20 protein-coding genes and 4 tRNA genes are annotated in these 19,483 nt (G+C 68.0%); 10 read left to right on the top strand and 14 right to left on the bottom strand.

Going from position 1 to position 19,483, the window contains the following annotated elements:
- The 3 genes from ruvA to RIN43_RS15515 form a co-directional block, all read right to left on the bottom strand.
- A partial coding sequence (ruvA, locus tag RIN43_RS15505; RefSeq protein ID WP_309129827.1) for a Holliday junction branch migration protein RuvA occupies positions 1-567 on the bottom strand: 567 nt, incomplete at its 3' end.
- 9 nt (positions 568-576) lie between these two features.
- Positions 577-1,158, bottom strand: a complete 582-nt coding sequence (gene ruvC / locus RIN43_RS15510) for a crossover junction endodeoxyribonuclease RuvC (RefSeq protein WP_309129828.1) — start codon at positions 1,156-1,158, stop codon at positions 577-579.
- Between the two features lie 108 nt (positions 1,159-1,266).
- Positions 1,267-2,028, bottom strand: coding sequence for a YebC/PmpR family DNA-binding transcriptional regulator (locus RIN43_RS15515; protein ID WP_309129829.1), 762 nt, complete (start codon positions 2,026-2,028; stop codon positions 1,267-1,269).
- Positions 2,029-2,163: 135 nt separating this feature from the next.
- Between RIN43_RS15515 and RIN43_RS15520 the strand changes: the two genes are divergently transcribed.
- Both RIN43_RS15520 and RIN43_RS15525 read left to right on the top strand, forming a co-directional pair.
- Positions 2,164-3,084, top strand: coding sequence for a phosphotransferase (locus RIN43_RS15520; RefSeq protein WP_309129830.1), 921 nt, complete (start codon positions 2,164-2,166; stop codon positions 3,082-3,084).
- 63 nt (positions 3,085-3,147) lie between these two features.
- A complete protein-coding gene (locus RIN43_RS15525; protein ID WP_309129831.1) occupies positions 3,148-4,515 on the top strand; it encodes an aminotransferase class V-fold PLP-dependent enzyme in 1,368 nt (455 codons plus the stop codon).
- Here RIN43_RS15525 and pdxT read toward each other — a convergent pair.
- Positions 4,512-5,114, bottom strand: a complete 603-nt coding sequence (gene pdxT / locus RIN43_RS15530) for a pyridoxal 5'-phosphate synthase glutaminase subunit PdxT (RefSeq protein WP_309129832.1) — start codon at positions 5,112-5,114, stop codon at positions 4,512-4,514. The genes RIN43_RS15525 and pdxT overlap by 4 nt on opposite strands.
- Positions 5,104-6,003 carry a pyridoxal 5'-phosphate synthase lyase subunit PdxS gene (pdxS, locus tag RIN43_RS15535; protein ID WP_309129833.1) on the bottom strand — a complete coding sequence of 300 codons (900 nt, stop codon included), beginning with the start codon at positions 6,001-6,003 and terminating at the stop codon, positions 5,104-5,106. Before pdxS ends, pdxT begins: the two co-directional genes overlap by 11 nt.
- A 68-nt stretch (positions 6,004-6,071) precedes the next feature.
- Between pdxS and RIN43_RS15540 the strand changes: the two genes are divergently transcribed.
- On the top strand, positions 6,072-7,379 hold the full coding sequence (locus tag RIN43_RS15540; RefSeq protein WP_309129834.1) for an aminotransferase class I/II-fold pyridoxal phosphate-dependent enzyme: 1,308 nt from the start codon (positions 6,072-6,074) through the stop codon (positions 7,377-7,379).
- Positions 7,380-7,407: 28 nt separating this feature from the next.
- Positions 7,408-8,259, top strand: coding sequence for a pyridoxal kinase PdxY (gene pdxY / locus RIN43_RS15545; protein WP_309129835.1), 852 nt, complete (start codon positions 7,408-7,410; stop codon positions 8,257-8,259).
- 106 nt (positions 8,260-8,365) lie between these two features.
- Here pdxY and RIN43_RS15550 read toward each other — a convergent pair whose 3' ends face one another.
- The 3 genes from RIN43_RS15550 to RIN43_RS15560 form a co-directional block, all read right to left on the bottom strand.
- Positions 8,366-8,920: an HIT domain-containing protein gene (locus tag RIN43_RS15550; RefSeq protein ID WP_309129836.1), complete on the bottom strand. Its 555-nt coding sequence runs from the start codon at positions 8,918-8,920 to the stop codon at positions 8,366-8,368.
- Positions 8,917-10,845 carry a threonine--tRNA ligase gene (gene thrS, locus RIN43_RS15555; RefSeq protein ID WP_309129859.1) on the bottom strand — a complete coding sequence of 643 codons (1,929 nt, stop codon included), beginning with the start codon at positions 10,843-10,845 and terminating at the stop codon, positions 8,917-8,919. The genes RIN43_RS15550 and thrS overlap by 4 nt, the downstream gene beginning before the upstream one ends.
- Before the next feature lie 342 nt (positions 10,846-11,187).
- Positions 11,188-11,355, bottom strand: a complete 168-nt coding sequence (locus RIN43_RS15560; RefSeq protein WP_309129837.1) for a hypothetical protein — start codon at positions 11,353-11,355, stop codon at positions 11,188-11,190.
- 487 nt (positions 11,356-11,842) lie between these two features.
- Here RIN43_RS15560 and RIN43_RS15565 point away from each other — a divergent pair, with 487 nt between their 5' ends.
- Positions 11,843-12,094 (top strand): hypothetical protein, encoded by a 252-nt coding sequence (locus RIN43_RS15565; RefSeq protein WP_309129838.1) that lies wholly within the window; start codon positions 11,843-11,845, stop codon positions 12,092-12,094.
- 56 nt (positions 12,095-12,150) lie between these two features.
- Here RIN43_RS15565 and RIN43_RS15570 read toward each other — a convergent pair whose 3' ends face one another.
- Positions 12,151-13,200 (bottom strand): endonuclease/exonuclease/phosphatase family protein, encoded by a 1,050-nt coding sequence (locus RIN43_RS15570; RefSeq protein WP_309129839.1) that lies wholly within the window; start codon positions 13,198-13,200, stop codon positions 12,151-12,153.
- A 94-nt stretch (positions 13,201-13,294) separates the two neighbouring features.
- On the opposite strand from RIN43_RS15570, the gene RIN43_RS15575 reads away from it, so the two are divergent.
- Positions 13,295-13,450, top strand: coding sequence for a hypothetical protein (locus RIN43_RS15575; protein WP_309129840.1), 156 nt, complete (start codon positions 13,295-13,297; stop codon positions 13,448-13,450).
- Positions 13,451-13,964: 514 nt separating this feature from the next.
- Here RIN43_RS15575 and RIN43_RS15580 read toward each other — a convergent pair.
- The 3 genes from RIN43_RS15580 to RIN43_RS15590 form a co-directional block, all read right to left on the bottom strand.
- Positions 13,965-14,036: transfer RNA gene (locus tag RIN43_RS15580), tRNA-Val, on the bottom strand.
- Positions 14,037-14,062: 26 nt separating this feature from the next.
- Positions 14,063-14,133 (bottom strand) — tRNA-Cys (locus RIN43_RS15585).
- A 56-nt stretch (positions 14,134-14,189) separates the two neighbouring features.
- Positions 14,190-14,262, bottom strand: a tRNA-Gly gene (locus tag RIN43_RS15590).
- Positions 14,263-14,466: 204 nt separating this feature from the next.
- On the opposite strand from RIN43_RS15590, the gene RIN43_RS15595 reads away from it, so the two are divergent.
- Positions 14,467-14,542, top strand: a tRNA-Val gene (locus RIN43_RS15595).
- Positions 14,543-14,639: 97 nt separating this feature from the next.
- Here RIN43_RS15595 and RIN43_RS15600 read toward each other — a convergent pair.
- A complete protein-coding gene (locus RIN43_RS15600; protein WP_309129841.1) occupies positions 14,640-14,879 on the bottom strand; it encodes a hypothetical protein in 240 nt (79 codons plus the stop codon).
- A gap of 159 nt (positions 14,880-15,038) precedes the next feature.
- Here RIN43_RS15600 and nhaA point away from each other — a divergent pair, with 159 nt between their 5' ends.
- The 3 genes from nhaA to RIN43_RS15615 all read left to right on the top strand — a co-directional run bounded on the left by nhaA (position 15,039) and on the right by RIN43_RS15615 (position 19,052).
- Positions 15,039-16,400 (top strand): Na+/H+ antiporter NhaA, encoded by a 1,362-nt coding sequence (gene nhaA, locus RIN43_RS15605; protein ID WP_309129842.1) that lies wholly within the window; start codon positions 15,039-15,041, stop codon positions 16,398-16,400.
- A gap of 118 nt (positions 16,401-16,518) precedes the next feature.
- The gene (locus RIN43_RS15610) at positions 16,519-17,853 is read left to right on the top strand and encodes a cytochrome P450 (protein ID WP_309129843.1); all 1,335 of its coding nucleotides are present in this window, start codon (positions 16,519-16,521) and stop codon (positions 17,851-17,853) included.
- Positions 17,850-19,052: a zinc-dependent alcohol dehydrogenase gene (locus RIN43_RS15615; RefSeq protein ID WP_309129844.1), complete on the top strand. Its 1,203-nt coding sequence runs from the start codon at positions 17,850-17,852 to the stop codon at positions 19,050-19,052. Before RIN43_RS15610 ends, RIN43_RS15615 begins: the two co-directional genes overlap by 4 nt.
- Positions 19,053-19,076: 24 nt before the next feature.
- On the opposite strand, the gene RIN43_RS15620 is transcribed toward RIN43_RS15615, so the two are convergent.
- Positions 19,077-19,460 (bottom strand): SPW repeat protein, encoded by a 384-nt coding sequence (locus RIN43_RS15620; RefSeq protein WP_309129845.1) that lies wholly within the window; start codon positions 19,458-19,460, stop codon positions 19,077-19,079.
- Between the last annotated feature and the right edge of the window lie 23 nt (positions 19,461-19,483).

Here is a 19,483-nt window from a genome sequence, read left to right on the forward strand (position 1 = left end):
CCGGAGCAGAGCCGGTACCGACTCGCGTTCGGCCTCGGTGGCATCCTCGGCAGTCTGTGCCGCCGCCTCCGCCGCGACCCTCTCGGACCAGCCAAGCCCGACGAGCGCCGCCGCGACCTGATCCGTGACACCGGAGACCGGCGCGCCGGGCGGCGCGGAGGCGATCCGCGGCTGGACCTTGCCCGCCAGCTGCACCACGATCAGCTTCGCCGTCTTCGGGCCGATCCCCGACACGCGCCGGAAAGGAGCGTCATCCTCGGCGGTGACCGCCTCGGCGATCTGGTCGACCGTCAGGTGCGACAGCACGCCGAGGGCTGACTTCGGGCCGACCCCGGTGACGCTGAGCAGCTGCCCGAAGATCTCGAGCTCATCGCGATCGCCGAACCCGTAGAGGGTCAGGGCGTCCTCGCGGACGATGAGGCTGGTGTGCAACTGCAGCGACTCCCCCACCAGAGCGGTGTGCGCGACGTCGGCGGGGACGAAGACCGAGAACCCCACGCCGCCGGTCTCGATGACGACGTGGTCGGATGCCGCGTGCAGCACCGTGCCGCGCAGGGAGGAGATCATGCTGGAAGCCTACCGGGCGGGTCGTACATACGTTCGAGCGACACGCTCGGCGTCGGCCCAGGCGCGCTGAGCCGGGGTCAGTGTCGTGCTCCCGGCCGAGCCCGTACCGCCGCGGCGCCACGCGTGGCAGAGCGCGATGGCGAGGGCATCGGCGGCGTCCGCCGGCTGCGGCGGAGCATCAAGGCGCAGGATGCGGGCGATCATCGACTGCACCTGCCGCTTGTCGGCCGAACCGTACCCGGTGACAGCCGCCTTGACCTCGCTCGGGGTGTGCGTGGCCGCGGGTAGACCCGCCTCGGCTGCGATCAACAGCGCCACGCCGGAGGCCTGAGCCGTGCCCATGACGGTCTGGACATTGTGCTGCGCGAACACCCGCTCGACGGCGACGGCATCAGGGCTGTGCTCCTCGATGACCGCGCGGATACCGGCGGCCACGCCCGCGAGACGCTCCGACAGATCAGCGTCGGCGGCGGTGCGCACCACGCCGACGTGCACCAGGCTCGCGCGGCGCGATCGGTCGACGTCCACGATGCCGACGCCGCATCGGGTCAGGCCCGGGTCGATGCCCAGGACGCGCAGAGAGGATCCCACTCCCCCAGGCTACGAGGCGACGAGAGCCCCGGACGCAGGCGCGCCCGGGGCTCTGAAGACCTGGGGTGACCGTCATCCGGTCAGGAGCGGGAAGGCACCCCGCGAGGACTACTCCTCGTCGTTCTCGAGCTCAGCCTGAACCTCGGCCGTGAGGTCGAAGTTGCTGAAGACGTTCTGCACGTCGTCACTGTCCTCGAGGGCGTCGATGATGCGGAAGATCTTGCGTGCCGTGTCGGCGTCGATCTCCACCTTGAGATTGGGGACGAACTCGACGTCGGCCGAGTTGTAATCGATCCCCGCCTCCTGCAGAGCGGTCCGGACGGCGACCAGATCGCTCGCCTCGGTGATGACCTCGAAGCCATCAGCGTGCGGCTCGATCTCCTCGGCTCCGGCCTCGAGGGCCGCCATCATCACATCGTCCTCGGTCGTGCCCTCCGAGCCGACCACGATGACGCCCTTGCGTTCGAAGTTGTAGGCCACTGAGCCCGGGTCGGCCAGCGTTCCGCCGTTGCGGCTGAGCGCGGTGCGCACCTCGGCTGCGGCCCGGTTCTTGTTGTCGGTGAGGCATTCGATCATCAGTGCCACGCCGTTCGGACCGTACCCCTCGTACATGATGGAGGTGTACTCGACGGCCTCGCCGCCGATTCCGGCACCCCGCTTGATGGCGCGGTCGATGTTGTCCTTGGGGACGGAGGTCTTCTTCGCCTTGAGCACCGCGTCGAAGAGAGTCGGGTTGCCCTGCAGGTCGGCCCCTCCGAGCTTCGCGGCGACCTCGATGTTCTTGATGAGCTTGGCCCACGACTTCGCTCGGCGCGCATCGATGACGGCCTTCTTGTGCTTGGTCGTCGCCCACTTGGAGTGCCCGGACATATGTCTCCGCTCGTGTGTTCCGCCCCCTCGGCGAAGAGGGCGTCGTCCATTCTAACGAATCGCGAAAGTCCCGCGTCGTGGCCGCCCGTGCGCGGCTGATAGGTTCGACGCACCCACACCCTGAGGAGCGAGCGGATGAAGGCAGGCGCTGACAGGCTCCGACCGGAGTGGCGATCACTGCCGTCACGATTGCGCGAGCGGGTCCGTTCGGCGATCGGCGGCGACATCGTCGCCGACTCCCCCTCGCACGGTGGATTCAGCGCCTGCTACGCGGGCACGGTGCGGACGACCTCCGGACGCGCGTTCGTCAAGGCGATCGCCCCCGACGGACACGTCGATTCGCGTACCTTCCTGCGGCGCGAGATCGGGGTACTGAGAACCGTGCCCGCCACACTCGCTCCTGCGGTGCTGGCCGGCTTCGACGACGACGGCGTCGCTCTCGTGCTCGAAGTGGTCGACGGAGAGCATCCGGGCGCGCCGTGGAGCGAAGCGCAGCTCCACGCCATCGCATCCGAGATGAGCGGTCTCGCCCACACGACAGCCGCCGAGAGCGTACCGGCCGCCGAGCAGTCGATGCTCCCCGACTTCGCGCGCTGGTCGGCGATCGACCGCGATCACGACCTGCGATCCGGCCTTCCCACCGGCCTGCTTGAGCGCATGCCCGCGCTGCAGGATCTCGACACGCAACTCCCTCACACCCTCGCCGGGACAGCCCTCGTGCACGGAGACCTGCGTGCGGACAACATCCTGATCCACGATGGTCGTGCCAGGCTTCTCGACTGGCCGCATGCTCTGCGTGGGGCCGCCTGGCTGGACCTGCCGCTGCTGCTGCCTTCGGTCGAAGCGTCCGGCGGTCCGCGATGCGAGGACGCCTGGGAACTCTTCCGCGTGCACGGCGCGCCGCCGATGGCGTCTCTCCTGCCCGCGATCTCGGCGTTCGCCTCCTTTCTCTGGTGGGGTCAGGCCCAGCCCGAGATCCCCGAGCTGCCGGGGCTGCGAGCGTTCCAGCGCGCACAGAGCGTCGCTGCGCTGCGCTGGCTCGATGCCGTGCTCTGAACATTCCCCTCGCCGGTCGCTGAATGTCTTGTCCGGCGTGCCGACCGGTGGAAGACTTCGCTCATGGATGATCGAGAGCGTGCTCTCGACGCCGCTCACCGCCGCGCCTGGGAGTTCCTGCAGACCCTCGACGACCGTCCGGTGTGGCCGCGCGCGAGCCTGGACGACATGCTGGAAGTGTTCGGAGGGCCACTCCCCGAGGGCTCGGACGACGCTGCGGGTGTGATCGATGAGATGGCGAGGGCCGCCGACCCCGGTCTCGTGGCGATCCCGGGCGGACGGTTCTTCGGATTCGTGATCGGCGGCACGCAGCCGGCCGCGCTGGCGGCGGATTGGCTGGTGTCGGCCTGGGACCAGAACTCTGGCTCGTCCCTGTTGACCCCCGCGACCGTGGCGCTCGAGCGCGTCGCAGGGCAGTGGATGCTGGAGTTGCTCGGCCTGCCCGAATCCGCCAGCGTCGGGTTCGTGACCGGCGGTCAGGTCGCCAACTTCACCTGCCTCGCCGCTGCTCGCAACGCGGTGCACGCGAAGGCGGGATGGGATCTCGCCACCCGGGGGCTGCGCGGTGCTCCACCCCTGCGCTTCGTCGTCGGCTCCGACCGGCACGGTTCGATCGATCGCGCCGCGCGCTTCCTCGGGATCGGCAGCGACGAGATCACGATCGTGGATGCGGACGATCAGGGCAGGATGCGCCCTGATGCGCTGGAAGCCGCAGCGGCGGACGACGAGGGACCGCTGATCGTCTGCTTGCAGGCCGGGGAAGTGCACACCGGCGCCTTCGACGACTTCGAATCGCTGATACCGATCATCCGTCGCCGAGGCGGGTGGGTTCACGTGGACGGCGCGTTCGGTCTCTGGGCGGCGGCATCGCCCGGGCTGCGCGCACTGACCGCGGGGATGGACCAGGCCGACTCCTGGGCCACCGACGCCCACAAGACCCTGAACGTGCCGTACGACTGCGGCATGGCCATCGTGCGCGACCCGGCCGATTCGATCTCCGTGTTCCGGACAGGCGGTGACTATCTCATCTACTCGGGACTGGATCCGTGGGACGTCACACCGGAGCTCTCCCGTCGGGCCCGTGGCGTGCCCGCCTGGGCTGCGCTTCGCACCATGGGCCGTGACGGCGTCGCCGGGCTCATCGACCGGCTGCACGAGAACGCGCGGGCGATGGCTGAAGGACTGTCATCGATCGACGGGGTGGAAGTGCTGAACGATGTCGTGTACACCCAGGTGATGCTGCGGCTCGCGTCGGACGCGGCCACGCGGGCCCTCGGTGAGGCGATCCTCGAGGACGGCACGGCAGCGCTCACCGGAGCCGAGTGGCGCGGACGGACGGCGCTGCGCTGCTCGATGTCGTCCTGGGCGACCACGCCGGCCGACATCGACCGCACAGTCGAGGCGATCCGCACGCTGGTGACGACCCCTTAGACCCCCGCCGTCTGCTCCACCGCCGCGAGCAGGCGCCGGTGGAACCTCGCTTCGCCGCTGATCTCAGGATGAAAGCTCAGGCCGATCAGGTTGCCCTGCTCGACTGCGACGACCCGTCCGTCGTCGAGTGCGGCGAGAGTCGTGGCTGCCGCACCGACCGATTCGACCACCGGGCCCCGGATGAAGGCGGCGCGCACCGGCTCCTCGCCGAGGGCGGCGACGTGCAGCGCGGCTTCGAATGACTCGGTCTGCCGTCCGAACGCGTTGCGGCGCACGACCACGTCCAGACCTCCGAAAGTCTGCTGCCCGTCGATCGCGTCGAGCACCGAATCTGCGAGCATGATCAGTCCGGCACACGTGCCGAGCACCGGCATCCCCTCACTGATCGCGTCGCGGATCGGCTGCGCGAGTCCGAAGGCGCGCGAGAGCTTGTCGATCACGGTGGATTCGCCGCCGGGGATGACCAGCCCTGAGACGCTCGCGAGCTCGTCGGGGCGGCGCACCGCGACGACGTCGGCACCCAGTGTCTCGAGCAGGGCGGCATGCTCGCGCACGTCGCCCTGCAGCGCGAGAACGCCGACCTTCGGCTTACCAGCCACGCTCGGCGAGGCGATGAGGGGCGGGGAGGTCGGAGACGTTGATGCCGACCATCGCCTCGCCGAGCCCGCGGGAGACCTCGGCGATCACCTTGGGGTCGTCGTAGAACGTCGTGGCCTTGACGATGGCCTTCGCGCGGGCCGCCGGGTCGCCGGACTTGAAGATGCCCGAGCCGACGAAGACACCGTCGGCGCCCAGCTGCATCATCATCGCCGCGTCCGCCGGGGTGGCGACACCGCCGGCGACGAACAGCACGACCGGCAGCTCGCCGGTCTCCGCGATCTCGGCGACCAGCTCGTACGGGGCCTGCAGTTCCTTTGCGGCGACGTAGAGCTCGTCCTTCGACAGCGCGCCGAGCGCGGCGATCTCGCCGCGGATCTTGCGGATGTGCTTCATGGCCTCGGACACGTCGCCGGTGCCGGCCTCTCCCTTGGAGCGGATCATCGCCGCACCCTCGGTGATGCGGCGCAGCGCCTCCCCGAGGTGCGTGGCCCCGCAGACGAACGGCACGGTGAACGGCCACTTGTCGATGTGGTTCACGTAGTCGGCCGGCGAAAGCACCTCGGACTCGTCGATGTAGTCGACGCCGAGCTCCTGCAGCACCTGCGCTTCCACGAAGTGGCCGATGCGCGCCTTCGCCATGACCGGGATCGACACCGCGGAGATGATGCTGTCGATCATGTCGGGGTCGCTCATCCGCGAGACGCCGCCCTGCGCACGGATGTCGGCCGGCACGCGCTCGAGCGCCATCACGGCGACGGCGCCTGCGTCCTCGGCGATCTTGGCCTGTTCCGCCGTGACGACGTCCATGATGACGCCGCCCTTCAGCATCTCGGCCAGGCCGCGCTTGACACGCTGCGATCCGGTGGTGGGGTTCTCGGTGGATGCCATGGGTCACTCCTCTTGTGACAAAGAACTGTTTGGCCTATGTCAAAAGATAGCACCATAGAATCGACACGATGGACGTCGATATCTCGGGAACCTCGGCAGCGGAGATCGCCGACAGCGTTCGATCGCTGCGTGAGCGAGGGATGCTGCGCGCCGGAGACGCACTGCCGCCCGTGCGGGAGCTCGCAGGCATCCTCGGCGTGAACCGCAACACCGCCGTCGCCGCATACCGCCAGCTCGCGCAGGCCGGTCTGGTGGTCTCGCGCGGTCGCGGCGGGACGCTCATCGCCGGCGCCGGGAGCGTCGCGCAGGAGGGTGTGACCGCCGACACCGTGTTGCACGACATCGGCTCCGGCAACCCGGATCCAGAGCTCATCCCCGATCCCACGGCGGCCCTCGGCCGGATCGTCGGTCGCCCTGTGCTGTACGGAGAGCCCGTGATCGACCGCGGCCTCGAGGAGTGGGCACGGGACTGGATGCTCGCCGACCTCCCCAGGGACGACCTGCGGATCTCGGTCACCAGCGGCGCAGTCGACGCCGTGGAGCGCCTGCTGGCACAGGCGCTGACACGCGACGACGCCGTAGCCCTCGAGGACCCCTGCTTCCTGGCCAGCATCCACACGGTCCGGCTTGGAGGCTACCGGGCCGTGCCCGTGCCTGTCGACGATGAAGGCATGACGGTCGAGGGACTGCAGGCGGCTCTCGATGCGGGCGTGCGCGCGATCATCAGCACGCCCCGTGCACAGAACCCGACAGGGGTGAGCCTCTCCCCTGCTCGCGCCGCCGCGCTGCGTGAGGTGCTGGCGCCGCATCCGTACGTGCTGATCATCGAGGACGACCACTTCTCGCTGCTGTCGACACACCCCTACGCCTCTCTCATCGGCGCGGAGCATCGCCGTTACGCGCTGGTGCGTTCGGTGTCGAAGTTCCTCGGGCCCGATATGTGCCTCGCTCTCGCCGCGACGGATGCCACCACCGCCGAGCGCCTCGCGATGCGGCTGAGCCCTGGAACCACCTGGGTGAGTCATCTGCTGCAGCGCCTCGCGCACGCTCAGCTCACCGATGCCGACGTACGACGTCAGATCGAGGGCGCGGCCGCGCACTACGCCCGGCGCAACGCCTCCTTCGCGTCCGAGCTCACCGCCCGCGGTATCGGCACCGCCTCATCCGACGGACTCAGCCTGTGGGTGCGTCTCGACGTGCCGGCGAAGATCGCGGCCGAACGTCTAATGCGCCGGGGCTGGCTGGCCCGCACCGGCGACGAGTTCCGCCTCGACGACGCCTCCTCCGCTTCGTTCCATCTCCGGCTCACCGTGCACGACCTCTCGCGCGAGGATGCCGCGCGGCTGCTGGACGATCTGGCGGCATCCGCGCGATAGCGACCGGCGCGAGTGAGAGGATGTCAGGATGAAGATCCTCTCGATCCAGTCGGCCGTCGCCTACGGCCACGTGGGAAACTCGGCTGCCGTCTTCCCGCTGCAGCGCATCGGTGTCGAGGTGCTGCCTGTTTACACCGTGAACTTCTCGAATCACACCGGCTACGGCGCCTGGCGCGGGCCGATGATCGACCCTCGCGAAGTCGGCGAGGTCATCACGGGCATCGAGGAACGCGAGGTCTTCCCGCAGATCGACGCGGTGCTGAGCGGCTATCAGGGTGGCGAGGGCATCGGCGACGTGATCATCGACGCCGTCAAGCGCGTCAAGGCGGCGAACCCGCGTGCGGTGTACGCCTGCGACCCGGTGATGGGCAACGCGAAGTCGGGCTGCTTCGTGGCTCCCGCGATCCCCGACCTGCTGCGGGACCGTGTCGTGCCTGTGGCCGACATCATCACACCCAACCAGTTCGAGCTCGGCTACCTGACGAACACCTCCCCCGACACACTCGAGTCGACGCTGGCGTCGGTCGATGCGGCGCGGGCGATGGGTCCTTCCACGGTGCTGGTGACCTCTGTCGAGCGGCCCGACCGCGAAGAGGGCACGATCGAGATGATGGCCGTCGACGACAGAGGTGCCTGGCTGGTCGCCACCCCTCACCTGCCGATGAAGGCCAACGGCTCTGGCGACGTGACGGCTGCCCTGTTCACCGCGCACTACGTGTCGACCGGCGATGCGAAGCTCGCCCTGGAGCGCACTGTGTCGAGCGTGTTCGACCTGCTGCAGCGCACGTTGGAGTCGGGTGAGCGCGAACTGCAGCTGATCGAGTCGCAGGAGTTCTACGCGAGCCCGCGTCTGCAGTTCACCGCGCACAAGGTGCGTTGAAGGGGAGACTTTCGGCGCCCCGGCGCCGGACACTCCGCTGTGCAGCGGGGCCACGCGCCCGGAGGCTCCGCGCAGCGCGAAGCGCTGTGTGGAGTGGGCGTGGGGATCAGCGCGGCCAGGCGTGCGCGATCGCCTCGCGCACCTCGCCGAGCAGCTGCGGCAGCGCCTTGGTCTTCGCGATGATCGGGAAGAAGTTCGCGTCCGATGACCAGCGCGGCACGATGTGCTGGTGCAAGTGCGCGTCGACACCCGCCCCGGCGACGGCGCCCTGGTTCATCCCGAGGTTGAAGCCGTCACAGCGCGAGACCTCCCGCAGCACACGCATGCCGATCTGCGTCAGCTCCCCGATCTCTGCGACCTCCTCGGCGTTCGCCTGATCGTACGTCGCGATGTGCCGGTACGGGCACACCAGCAGATGCCCGGAGTTGTACGGGAAGAGGTTCAGAAGCACGAAGGCGGTCTCGCCTCGCGCGACGACGAGCCGTTCAGGGTCGGGATGCTTCGGTGCCTCGCAGAACGGGCACTGCTCGCGCATCGGCTCACGACCGGCGTTGATGTACGCCATGCGGTGCGGCGTCCACAGCCGCTGGAACTCGTCCGGCACACCGGCCAGGTGGTCGCCGCTCTCGGCATCCACCTGGCCGTCGTGCGGGAAGGTCACGCCAGATCCTCCGCGGTGAGCACACGCGCGTGAGAGGCGACCGCGGAGCGGATGCGCTCGATCGCGGCCGCGATCGGCACGCCGTTCTCCTGGGAGCCGTCGCGGAAGCGGAACGACACCGTGCCGGCGGCACGATCCTGCTCACCCGCGATGAGCAGCAGCGGGACCTTGGCGGTGGTGTGGCTGCGGATCTTCTTCTGCATCCGGTCGTCGGAGTGGTCCACCTCCGCGCGGATGCCCGCCGAGCGCAGCTGCGCGACCACGTCGTCGAGGTACGGTGCGTACTCCTCGGCGACGGGGATGCCGACCACCTGCGCCGGCGCGAGCCAGAGCGGGAAATCGCCGGCGTAGTGTTCGAGCAGGATCGCGAAGAACCGCTCCACGGAGCCGAGCAGCGCGCGGTGGATCATCACGGGACGGTGCTTGCCGCCGTCAGAACCGGTGTACTCCAGCTCGAACCGCTCGGGCTGGTTGAAGTCCAGCTGGATCGTCGACATCTGCCAGGTGCGCCCGATCGCGTCGCGGGCCTGTACCGAGATCTTCGGGCCGTAGAACGCCGCACCGCCTGGGTCGGCGACGAGCTCTAGACCGGATTCGAGAGCCACCTCGCGCAGGGTCTCGATCGCAGTCGACCACTGCTCGGGCTCGCCGAGGAACTTCGGGTTTCCCTCCTCGTTCGTCGACAGCTCCAGGTAGAAGTCGTTGAGTCCGTAGTCCCGCAGCAGCTCAAGCACGAGATTGAGGTTGGTGGCGAGTTCCTCGCGCACCTGGTCCTGGGCGACGTAGATGTGCGCGTCGTCCTGGGTCAGACCGCGGACGCGGGTGAGGCCCGACAGGGTGCCGCTCTTCTCATAGCGGTACACGGTGCCGAACTCGGCCAGTCGCAGCGGAAGTTCGCGGTAACTGCGTCCGCGAGAGCGGAAGATCAGGTTGTGGAACGGGCAGTTCATGGGCTTCAGGTAGTAGTCCTGGCCCTGGCGGGTGACGTTCCCGTCCGCGTCGACCACCTCGTCGAGGTGCATCGGGGGGAACATGCCGTCGGCATAGGTCTGCAGGTGGCCCGAGGTCTGGAACAGGTCCTTCTTGGTGATGTGAGGGCTGTTCACCACGTCGTAGCCGTTGCGCAGCAGGTGCCGGCGCAGGTTCTCCTCGATCTCGTAGCGGATGATGCCGCCCTTGGGGTGGAACACCGCCAGTCCGGAGCCGATCTCATCCGGGAATGAGAAGAGGTCCATCTCCACGCCGAGCTTGCGGTGGTCGCGTCGCTCGGCCTCCGCGAGGCGCTCCTGGTAGGCGCGCAGCTCGTCCTTGGTGGGCCAGGCGGTGCCGTAGATGCGCTGCAGCTGAGGGTTCTTCTCGCTGCCGCGCCAATAGGCGGCGGCGACGCGGGTCAGATCCCACCCGTTTCCGAGCATGCGCGTGTTCGGCACATGGGGACCACGGCAGAGGTCCTTCCATGCGACGTCGCCGTCCTTGGTCACGTTGTCGTAGATGGTGAGCTCCCCCTCGCCCACCTCGACGGATGCTCCTTCGGCAGCCTCGGTCGAGCCGCCCTTGAGCCCGATGAGCTCGAGCTTGAACGGCTCGTGCGCGAGCTCTGCGCGCGCCTCCTCATCGCTGACCACGCGACGCACGAAGCGCTGGCCCTCGCGGATGATGCGCTGCATCTCCTTCGAAATCGCTTTGAGATCCTCCGGGGTAAACGGCTCGTCGACACCGAAGTCGTAGTAGAAGCCGTCGGTGATGGGTGGGCCGATGCCCAGGTTCGACTGGGGGCGGATGCGCTGCACGGCCTGGGCGAGCACGTGCGCGGTCGAGTGGCGCAGGATGTCGAGTCCGAGAGGGCTGTCGACAGTGACCGGCTCGACGACGTCCTGCTCGGTGACGGTCGCGGCGAGGTCCTTGAGCACGCCGTTCACCTGCATGGCGACGACGGAACGATCGGTGAACAATGCGAAGCCGTCGCGCTTCTCGGCGATCGGCTGGGCGAGGTCTGACACGGGATTCTCCAGATAGGCGATGGAATGGGTCGGCTCAGCTTCGGGCGCGGTGCGCCCTGCCCGCTCAGGCGCCCGGCGTTCGCGTGACGGCGCCGGTGACGAAGGTCACGAGGGGGGTCGACACGGATTCCATGCCACGAGTCTACTCGCCGCGGTGCATCTCCCATTCGAAGGTCGCCACCGGCGCGACAGAGGCCTCGACGGGCTCACACGGGCCCGCCGAGGCCTGTCGCCGGAGTCGATCGGCCGACGGCTGCGACGACGGCGTCACACGCTGGTGTTGCGTCCGCTGACCGCGCGGATGATCCACCCGATGACCGCGATGGCGAGAATGATCAGTCCGACCCACAACAGGAAGTTCAGCGACTGCACGAGCCCGCCTGTGATGGCCAGGATGATCGCGATGACTGCGACGATGATGAGGACGATGTTCATGACCGTTCCTTTCGTTCGCGGACCGTGCGGCCCGTAGAAGCCGAACGTACGGCCTGCCGGAATCCACGCGGGAGGGGGTTGACGCGGACGGCATGGGCGGGAGCGACGGCGCACTTGACGAGAAAAACCCCCGGTCGTCGTTCGGTCTAGGTGGAACAGTGGATTGCTCTGGCAGACTGCGAGGAATCATCCACGGGAGGAGGCATACGGTGACTGAGCACAAGAGTTCTTCACGCGGCCGAGGCCTCCCCCGCGACAAGGTCATCCGACTCACCCCGGGATTCGTCACCTGCATGGCGATGATCTTCGTATCGATCCTTGGATCCATCGCCGTGGGCAGCGCGGTCATACCTGCGACTGCGAGCGATCCCATCATCTGGGCATCGGTGTTCTACCCGATCACGACACTGGCCGGCCTCATCGCCCTCCTGGCGGGATTCGGCATCCTCGGCTGGGTGCTCGCTCGCAGGAACGACGAGGCGCGCGGGTGGGCACGCGCAGCGGTCGTGCTGCTGATCGCCCTGCCGATCGTGTTCGTGATCGGGGGCTTGTCGGGCGGCCGGGGCTGGCCCTCGGCTTCGCCGCGAACAGCCTGGGCGCGGCGATCGGACTGCTGTGGGCAGCACCGAAGGGTCCGGGACGGTCGTGGCCGCACGTCGCCCTGCTGTGCGGCTCGATCGGTTTCGGCGCCCTCGGCGCGATCTGGCTCTTGCTAGAGGTGCAGGCACTTCCTAGCTGAGCAGCTGCTCGCGGGCGAATGCCGGAATCAAGGGACATGGCGAACCCAGCAAAGCCTCAGCGCTCCAGAACTGCGACGATCGGACGGTGATCGCTGCCGGAGCCCTGCGCATCGATGACGACAACGTCAAGCACCGTCCAGTCTGCTCCGACGAGGATGTGATCGATCGGAGAAGCAAGTGCCTGCGGCGTCGTCGAGGGCCAGGTCCCGGAGGCGGCCAGAGACGAGGCTGCCGCGGCATCGCTGCAACCAGGGAGTGAGCCGAGATGATCCACCGTCGCGTTGAGATCGCCCACCACGATCACACCGCTCCCTCCCGTCCGGCACTGCTCCGCGACCCAGTCCAGGCCGTCACGCCAGGTGTTCATGCTCGCCGGGAGCGGCGGCATCGGATGCGCGACGACGACCGGTGAAGACGCTTCGGTCTCCGGAAGCCAGACCCCGCTGGGCAGACCAGGTGTGGAGCCGCGCGAAGCGTCAAGACGATAGTCCCCGAGCTCCGTCGAGATCAGCACGGACGTCGGGATCCAATCCCCCACCGTCGACGACGACATGTTCAGGCCGTGCTCCGCGAGGATCGCGCGCACTTCGCCCGCGGCGACCGCATCCGTCTCCGGAAGAGCGATCAAATCGGGGCGGACGGTCAGGGCGAGCTCGGCGATCTCGCGAGCGGATGTCGCGCCGCCCTGGGCGTTCCACGACAGGACGGTGATGTCGCCTTCGGCAAGTGTGGAGTCACGGTCAGACGATGCGAAGGCGTTTCCCCAGCCTCGCGATGCCAGCACGGTGGCCTGTGCGAGGGCTGCGACAAGGAACATGCCGGCGACGATGAACGCGACGATTCGGCGAGAGCGCCGCTTCATGAGGAGGGCGATCCCTCCCGCGATCAACGCGGCGGCCGCGAAGCCGATGACCAGAGCTGGCCGGAACGCGATGAGCTGTGCGATGCCGAACGTCCGGTGAAGTCCGAACGCTTGCGGCCACGTGATCATGACGAGTATGACGGCGGTCACGGTGATGGCTGTGATCGCGACAAGGCGTCGAAGCGGCCGACGCTGCGTCGACGACGATGCGCCGAGTCGGTCAGAGGCTGGCTGCTCGGTCATCACGGTCATGCTTCCAATCTCCCCTGCAGAGCTGACAGGTCGTCGGGTTCGCGGCGCGGCGTGAGCGCGGTTCGTATATTGCGAGGATGAGGACGTGACGACAGGATCCGACGAGACCACCGTGCGATCCTCACACGCAGCCAGCCAATCCCACGGTGCACTGCTCGCTGGCGTCTTCGGCGCGATCTCGGCCGGCATCGGCATGCTGTGTTTCGGGATGGCCGGACTCGTCTGGAGGGCCCCGCGCTGATGTTGGTCGCGATACTCCGGCGCACGTGTCAGGCGGGTCCCGAGAGGCTGCGCGCAGCGCGTCCTCGCTGATGCGGACGGGGCGGCGCTTGCCTTGACGTCGCGGATAGAACACCCGGGTTCTGCCAGCGTCGACCATGCGGCCAACGCTGGCATGCTGATGCCGAGGCGCTCGTCGACCTCGGCGCGACTGTACGCGCGAAGGGTGTCCACGGCGGGTCGGCTCGCTGCAACGGGGTTTGCTGGCTTAGCCATGTCAGGCTCCTGAGGGATCTAGGAGCCTGATTCCTCTCGTTCTGCGGGAGCTCTATCGAAGCCCCAGCTTCTTGAAACTTCTGCGGAGGCGATTCTCGATCGTGAGTACTGCGTGGGTACCGCGCGGACGCGTTGCCGAGGTACAGAAACGAAGAAACCCCCGGAAACCACGCGGGAGAGGGTCGACGTGGACGGCATGGGCGGGAGCGGCGGCGCACTTAACGAGAAAAACCCCCGGTGTACCCGGGGGTTTCGGTCTGTGCGCGATACTGGGATCGAACCAGTGACCTCTTCCGTGTCAGGGAAGCGCGCTACCGCTGCGCCAATCGCGCCTAGAAGGCTATTCAGTTGTGCAGAGAGGTGGCGACGGGATTCGAACCCGTGTAAACGGCTTTGCAGGCCGGTGCCTAGCCTCTCGGCCACGCCACCGCGAGGTGGATTCGTACCCACATGCCGAAACCCCCTGGAGGGGGCTCCTGCACTCGAGCGGATGACGAGACTCGAACTCGCGACCCTCACCTTGGCAAGGTGATGCGCTACCAACTGCGCTACATCCGCATTCTTTTGTTGTTTCCCGGCGTCCCGGGCACTTGAATTACATTAGCCCAGGTTCGGCGCATCGCCAAACCGCATGACGCATCCGGGCGTGTCACCCGCGACCTGCGCTGCACGCCACGCCCGGCCAGCTTGTGCGTGTCGGCGCAGGCGCCTCGATCGGGTATGCTCTTGATCTGTGCCCCCGCGCACAACACAACTCCACATGGGCGATTGGCGCAGTTGGTAGCGCGCTTCCTTCACACGGAAGAGGTCGTCGGTTCGAGTCCGGCATCGCCCACCAGCTTCAGCCCCGTCAGGAACAGATCCCGGCGGGGCTTCTTCGTTCGATCCGCGCGACGTGGGCGAAGGGAGCAAGACTCATGCACCCCTGCGCCACGTCAGGACGAGGCCCAGTCGATCGTTGACAGTACTTCTCGCGCTGCATCCGCCACTGCCCGATCGTGGGTGGAGACGATGGTGTCCCGGATCTCCGCGAGGTACGTACGCGCAGCATGATGATCGACCCATGCACGCAGCGCCCGTCGCCATTCGTCCATCGGCTCGCGCTCGGAAAGTCTCGCCTTGAGCACATCGACGGGCGCGGTCAGTTCGCGGACGACGAGCGATTCCGCCGGCATCGCCGCGCAGCCTGCCGAGATGCCTCTCGTCCGCGACGAGACCTGGCACGGCGGGAGCGCCTTAGTCGATGCACAGCGCTCGTCGGATAGGCTGGACGAGGCGCGTCGGGAAGTCTGGTCGACATTTCACCAGTCGACGACCCCACGGGAAGCTCCTTCATGTCTCACGCTTCGACGCCCACGTCCAACCACCGATTCCCCAGCTGGCCTGGTTCCGCCGAGGCCGGACGGATCACGGCGCTGCTGCGCAAGGAGGCGGTCGGAGGCATCCTCCTCGTCGTCGCGGCGGCGGTGGCGATCGTGTGGGCGAACTCGCCGGCATCCGATTCCTACTTCGCTCTGCGCGATTTCCGTATCGGGTACGAGCCATGGCACCTCGAGCTGTCGCTGGGTGCGTGGGCGGCCGACGGCCTGCTGGCGATCTTCTTCTTCCTCGTCGGCCTCGAGCTCAAGCGCGAGGTCGTCGCCGGTGATCTGCGGCGATTCGACACGGCGATCGTGCCCATCACGGCCGCGGTCGGCGGTGTGATCGTCCCCGCCCTCATCTACACCGCGATCGTGTGGCAGGCGCCGTCCTTGCGCGAGGGGTGGGCGATCCCGACGGCGACCGACATCGCGTTCGCCGTCGCCGTCCTCGCGCTGGTCGGATCGCATCTGCCGAGCCCGCTGCGGGTCTTCCTGCTCACCCTCGCTGTGGTCGACGATCTCATCGCGATCGTCATCATCGCGGTGTTCTATACGGCCGACATCGATCTCATCCCCCTGCTGCTCGCGATCGTCTTCATCGCGGTGTACGGCGTTCTCGCGCAGCGATATCGTGAGCTGTTCCACAACAGGGCCTTCGCCGCGTGGATCATCCTGCTGCCGATCGGTTTCGTCGCATGGGCATTCCTGCACGCGTCCGGGATCCACGCCACGATCGCCGGCGTCGCCCTGGCTTTCACGGTCCCGGTGCGTCCGCGGAAGCAGGACCGGAGCACACATCCGGCGGAGGGTCTCGCCGAGGAGTTCGAGCACCGCTTCCGCCCGCTCTCGGCGGGATTCGCCGTGCCGGTCTTCGCCTTCTTCGCAGCAGGGGTCTCCGTCGGGGGCGTGGACGGGATCATGCGCGCTGTGACCGATCCCGTCACCATCGGCATCGTCGCCGGCCTTGTTCTCGGAAAGCCTGTCGGCATCGCGCTCTCCGTGCGGATCCTCACTCTCATCACCAGAGTCCGTCTCGATCCTGCACTCAAGTGGGTCGACCTCATCGGCGTCGGCCTGCTGGCGGGAATCGGCTTCACCGTCTCGCTGCTCATCGCGGAGCTGAGCTTCGGTTCGGACGGCGAGCACGGCGATGACGCCAAGATCGCGATCATGCTGGCGTCGCTCCTCGCATCACTCCTGGCCTCCGCGATCCTGGTGGCGAGAAACCGACGCTATCGCGCGATCGCCGCAGCGGAGGCGATCGACGAAGACGCCGACGGCACGCCCGACATCTACCAGGATCAGCCGTCCGCCGACGACCGCCCGAAGAGGTGAGCCGCGGGCTCCGCATCGCATTCTGCAACCTCTTCGGACGGCGAGCACCGGGGCGCTCTTCACGCCTGCTTAGCACAGACGACGCCGTGACGCTCCCCCGTTTTCGGAGGCGGGGGCGGTGCGTGACGCTGGGGTCATGTTCGACCGGTTCCGAGACGACTCCCCCCTTCTGCTGATCCGCGGATACGACTTCACATCCCACATCTGGTCCCGGGTACGCGACGGCGCCCGCGCGGCGCCGCTGCGACTCCTGGGCAGAGACGCCGTTCTGGTGCGGGGCGAACAGGCAGTGGGCCTGTTCTACGACGAACGGGTGATCGCCAGGCACGGCGCCATGCCCGCTTTCGTGCAGGAAGTGCTGTTCGGCCACGGGTCGGTGCACAGCCTGGACGGCGAGGAGCACCACCATCGGAAGGCCACCTTCGTGGACGTCGCGTATGACGACGGGCGGGCCGCGCTGTTGCATCCGGAACTCGAGCGCGAATGGAGCGCCGAGTTGGACGCATGGGTCGCAGGCGGGCGTAGCAGCGCCTACGACGCGGCCGTCGGGGCTTTCGGCCGCGCCGTCATGCGATGGGCGGGCCTTCCCGGTACGCCAGCGGCCAAGACGCGATGGTCAGCGCGCCTCGCACAGGTCGTCGACGGCTTCGGCGCGCCGTACTTCCCCGCCTTCCTGCTCGCGCTGCTCAACCGGGCGTGGTCGGATCGCCATGCCGCGCGGCTCATCCGTGCCGTGCGCGATGCGAAGCTCGACCCCGCGAAAGGAACGGCCCTGTACGAGTGGGCCTGGCACCGCGATCAGCGCGGAACGCTGCTCGACGAGAGACTTGCCGGCATCGAACTGCAGAACGTGATCCGGCCGATGATCGCTGTCGCGCGGTTCGTCGCCTTCGCAGCGAAGGAACTGCACGATCGTCCCGGGTGGCGCGAGCGCATCGCAGCCGAGACCGCCCGCCGCGGTGAACTGACCGGCGGTGGCCTGGCCACCGCGTTCGCGCAGGAGGTGCGGCGCACCGCCCCGTTCGTGCCGATGCTGCCCGGCTGGGCGTTGACTGACGTGGACTTCGGCGGTCAGCGGGTGCCCACCGGCGGAAGGGTCGTCATCGACATCCAGGGAACTGATCTCGACGCCGGCTGCTGGGAGCGGCCGCACGAGTTCCGACCGGAGCGCTTCGTCGACAACCCGGACTATGAGAAGCTCACCGCATTCATCCCACACGGCGGCGGTGACGTCGCCAGCGGGCACCGCTGCCCCGGCGAGAAGCTCGCGATCGCCGGGCTGTCCGCTGCCGTCGCTGCGCTCAGCGACCCGCGGGTCACGATCCTCGACGACGGCCTCGATGTGAATCGGCGCAGACTTCCGACGAAGCCCTCGTCGGGCGCGAACGTGCGTGCGAGCAGACCCGCACGCGGATGCCCCGTCCACGACGACACGAAGGGAGACGCATCATGAAGGCGCTCACATGGCAGGGAAAGCGCGACGTGCGTATCGAGGACGTGCCCGATCCGCGCATCGAGGAGGCCACGGACGCCATCATCCGGGTGACCTCCACGGCGATCTGCGGCTCCGACCTGCACCTCTACGAGCTGCTCGGACCGTTCCTCGACAAAGGCGACATCCTCGGCCACGAGCCCATGGGCGAGGTGGTGGAGGTGGGCTCAGCGGTTGGCACCCTGCGGGTCGGCGATCGAGTGGTCATCCCCTTCAACATCTCCTGCGGGGAATGCTGGTTCTGCCGCAGAGGGCTTCAGACGCAATGCGAGACCACGCAGGTGCGCGAGTACGGCAGTGGGGCGGCCCTGTTCGGCTACACCAAGCTGTACGGCCAGGTGCCGGGCGGGCAGGCCGAGTACCTGCGGGTGCCGCTCGCCGACCAGAATCACATCCCGGTCGGTTCCGACCTGCCCGATGAGCGCTACCTCTTCCTTAGCGACGTCCTCGCCACCGCCTGGCAGGGCGTCGAGTACGCGCACCTTCCGCGGGAGGGGGTCGTCGCCGTCCTCGGTCTCGGACCGGTCGGGCAGTTCGCGGCCCGTGTAGCCCGCTACCACGGTCATCGTGTGCTCGCCGTCGACCCGGTGCCCGAGCGTCGTGCGATGGCGAGGCGTCACGGCATCGAGGTGTTCGACGACGACGACACCACCGTCGCCGAGCTGCGCGAGCTCACCGAAGGGCGCGGGCCCGATTCGGTCATCGACGCCGTGGGGCTGGAGGCGCACGGCAGCCCCGCGATCTCGGTGATGCAGCAGGCGGTCGGGCTGCTGCCCGACCCGCTGTCGCGCCCGCTGATGGAGCACGCGGGCGTGGACCGCCTCGCCGCACTGCATACAGCGATCGACCTCGTGCGCCGCGGAGGCACGATCTCACTCTCCGGTGTGTACGCAGGCGATGCCGACATCATGCCCATGAAGACGATGTTCGACAAGCAGATCTCGCTGCGCATGGGGCAATGCAACGTGAAGAGGTGGACCGACGATCTGCTCCCGCTCGTTGAGGCCTCCGACGACCCGCTCGGCGTGATGGATCTCGTGACGCACCACGTTCCTCTTGAGCGCGCCCCGGAGTCGTACCGGACGTTCCAGCGAAAGGAGGACGGTTGCATCAAGGTGGTGCTGCATCCCGACCGGCTGGGCGCATCCGGATCGGACTGAGTGGCCCGATCCGGATGCGGTGGGTCAGCGACGGACGTCGCTGCGCGCCGGCCCAGGCGTCGGCTTCGACAGGAGCACGACGATCACCACGGTGATGCCCACGATGAGGTGGGGCAGCCACACGTTCGGCGCCTCGTCTGAGAACCCGAACAGCCACGGAGAGACTGCCAGGAACACGCTCGCGACGACATCGAAGACGAGATGAACCGGCATCGGGATGACGCCGAACGGCCCCCACTCGTAGCGGGTGAAGAGGCTGTACACGATGAGCCCGACACCCAGGACGATCGGGATGATCACCGCGGGACCGCCGAGCTGGGCGAAGCCGAACAGCCAGGGCGCCGCGATGAGCGCGATGCCGACCAGGTAGTCGAGAACGCCGTGGACCTTGGTGGGGATGAAGCGCATGGTTCCTCCTTCGAGTGCCGCCG

Source organism: Microbacterium sp. (assembly GCF_031178445.1).
Classification (GTDB): Bacteria; Actinomycetota; Actinomycetes; order Actinomycetales; family Microbacteriaceae; genus Microbacterium.

What these genes read in the sequence shown, in the direction of transcription:
- RIN43_RS15520 (WP_309129830.1), top strand. Translation starts at nt 2,164, where the DNA reads ATGAAGGCAGGCGCTGACAGGCTCCGACCGGAGTGGCGATCACTGCCG.
- nhaA (WP_309129842.1), top strand. Translation starts at nt 15,039, where the DNA reads ATGTCTCACGCTTCGACGCCCACGTCCAACCACCGATTCCCCAGCTGG.
- RIN43_RS15615 (WP_309129844.1), top strand. Translation starts at nt 17,850, where the DNA reads ATGAAGGCGCTCACATGGCAGGGAAAGCGCGACGTGCGTATCGAGGAC.
- RIN43_RS15540 (WP_309129834.1), top strand. Translation starts at nt 6,072, where the DNA reads ATGGACGTCGATATCTCGGGAACCTCGGCAGCGGAGATCGCCGACAGC.
- RIN43_RS15525 (WP_309129831.1), top strand. Translation starts at nt 3,148, where the DNA reads ATGGATGATCGAGAGCGTGCTCTCGACGCCGCTCACCGCCGCGCCTGG.
- pdxS (WP_309129833.1), bottom strand. Translation starts at nt 6,003, where the DNA reads ATGGCATCCACCGAGAACCCCACCACCGGATCGCAGCGTGTCAAGCGC.
- RIN43_RS15560 (WP_309129837.1), bottom strand. Translation starts at nt 11,355, where the DNA reads ATGAACATCGTCCTCATCATCGTCGCAGTCATCGCGATCATCCTGGCC.
- pdxY (WP_309129835.1), top strand. Translation starts at nt 7,408, where the DNA reads ATGAAGATCCTCTCGATCCAGTCGGCCGTCGCCTACGGCCACGTGGGA.
- RIN43_RS15600 (WP_309129841.1), bottom strand. Translation starts at nt 14,879, where the DNA reads ATGCCGGCGGAATCGCTCGTCGTCCGCGAACTGACCGCGCCCGTCGAT.
- RIN43_RS15515 (WP_309129829.1), bottom strand. Translation starts at nt 2,028, where the DNA reads ATGTCCGGGCACTCCAAGTGGGCGACGACCAAGCACAAGAAGGCCGTC.
- RIN43_RS15570 (WP_309129839.1), bottom strand. Translation starts at nt 13,200, where the DNA reads ATGACCGAGCAGCCAGCCTCTGACCGACTCGGCGCATCGTCGTCGACG.
- thrS (WP_309129859.1), bottom strand. Translation starts at nt 10,845, where the DNA reads ATGCAGGTGAACGGCGTGCTCAAGGACCTCGCCGCGACCGTCACCGAG.
- RIN43_RS15620 (WP_309129845.1), bottom strand. Translation starts at nt 19,460, where the DNA reads ATGCGCTTCATCCCCACCAAGGTCCACGGCGTTCTCGACTACCTGGTC.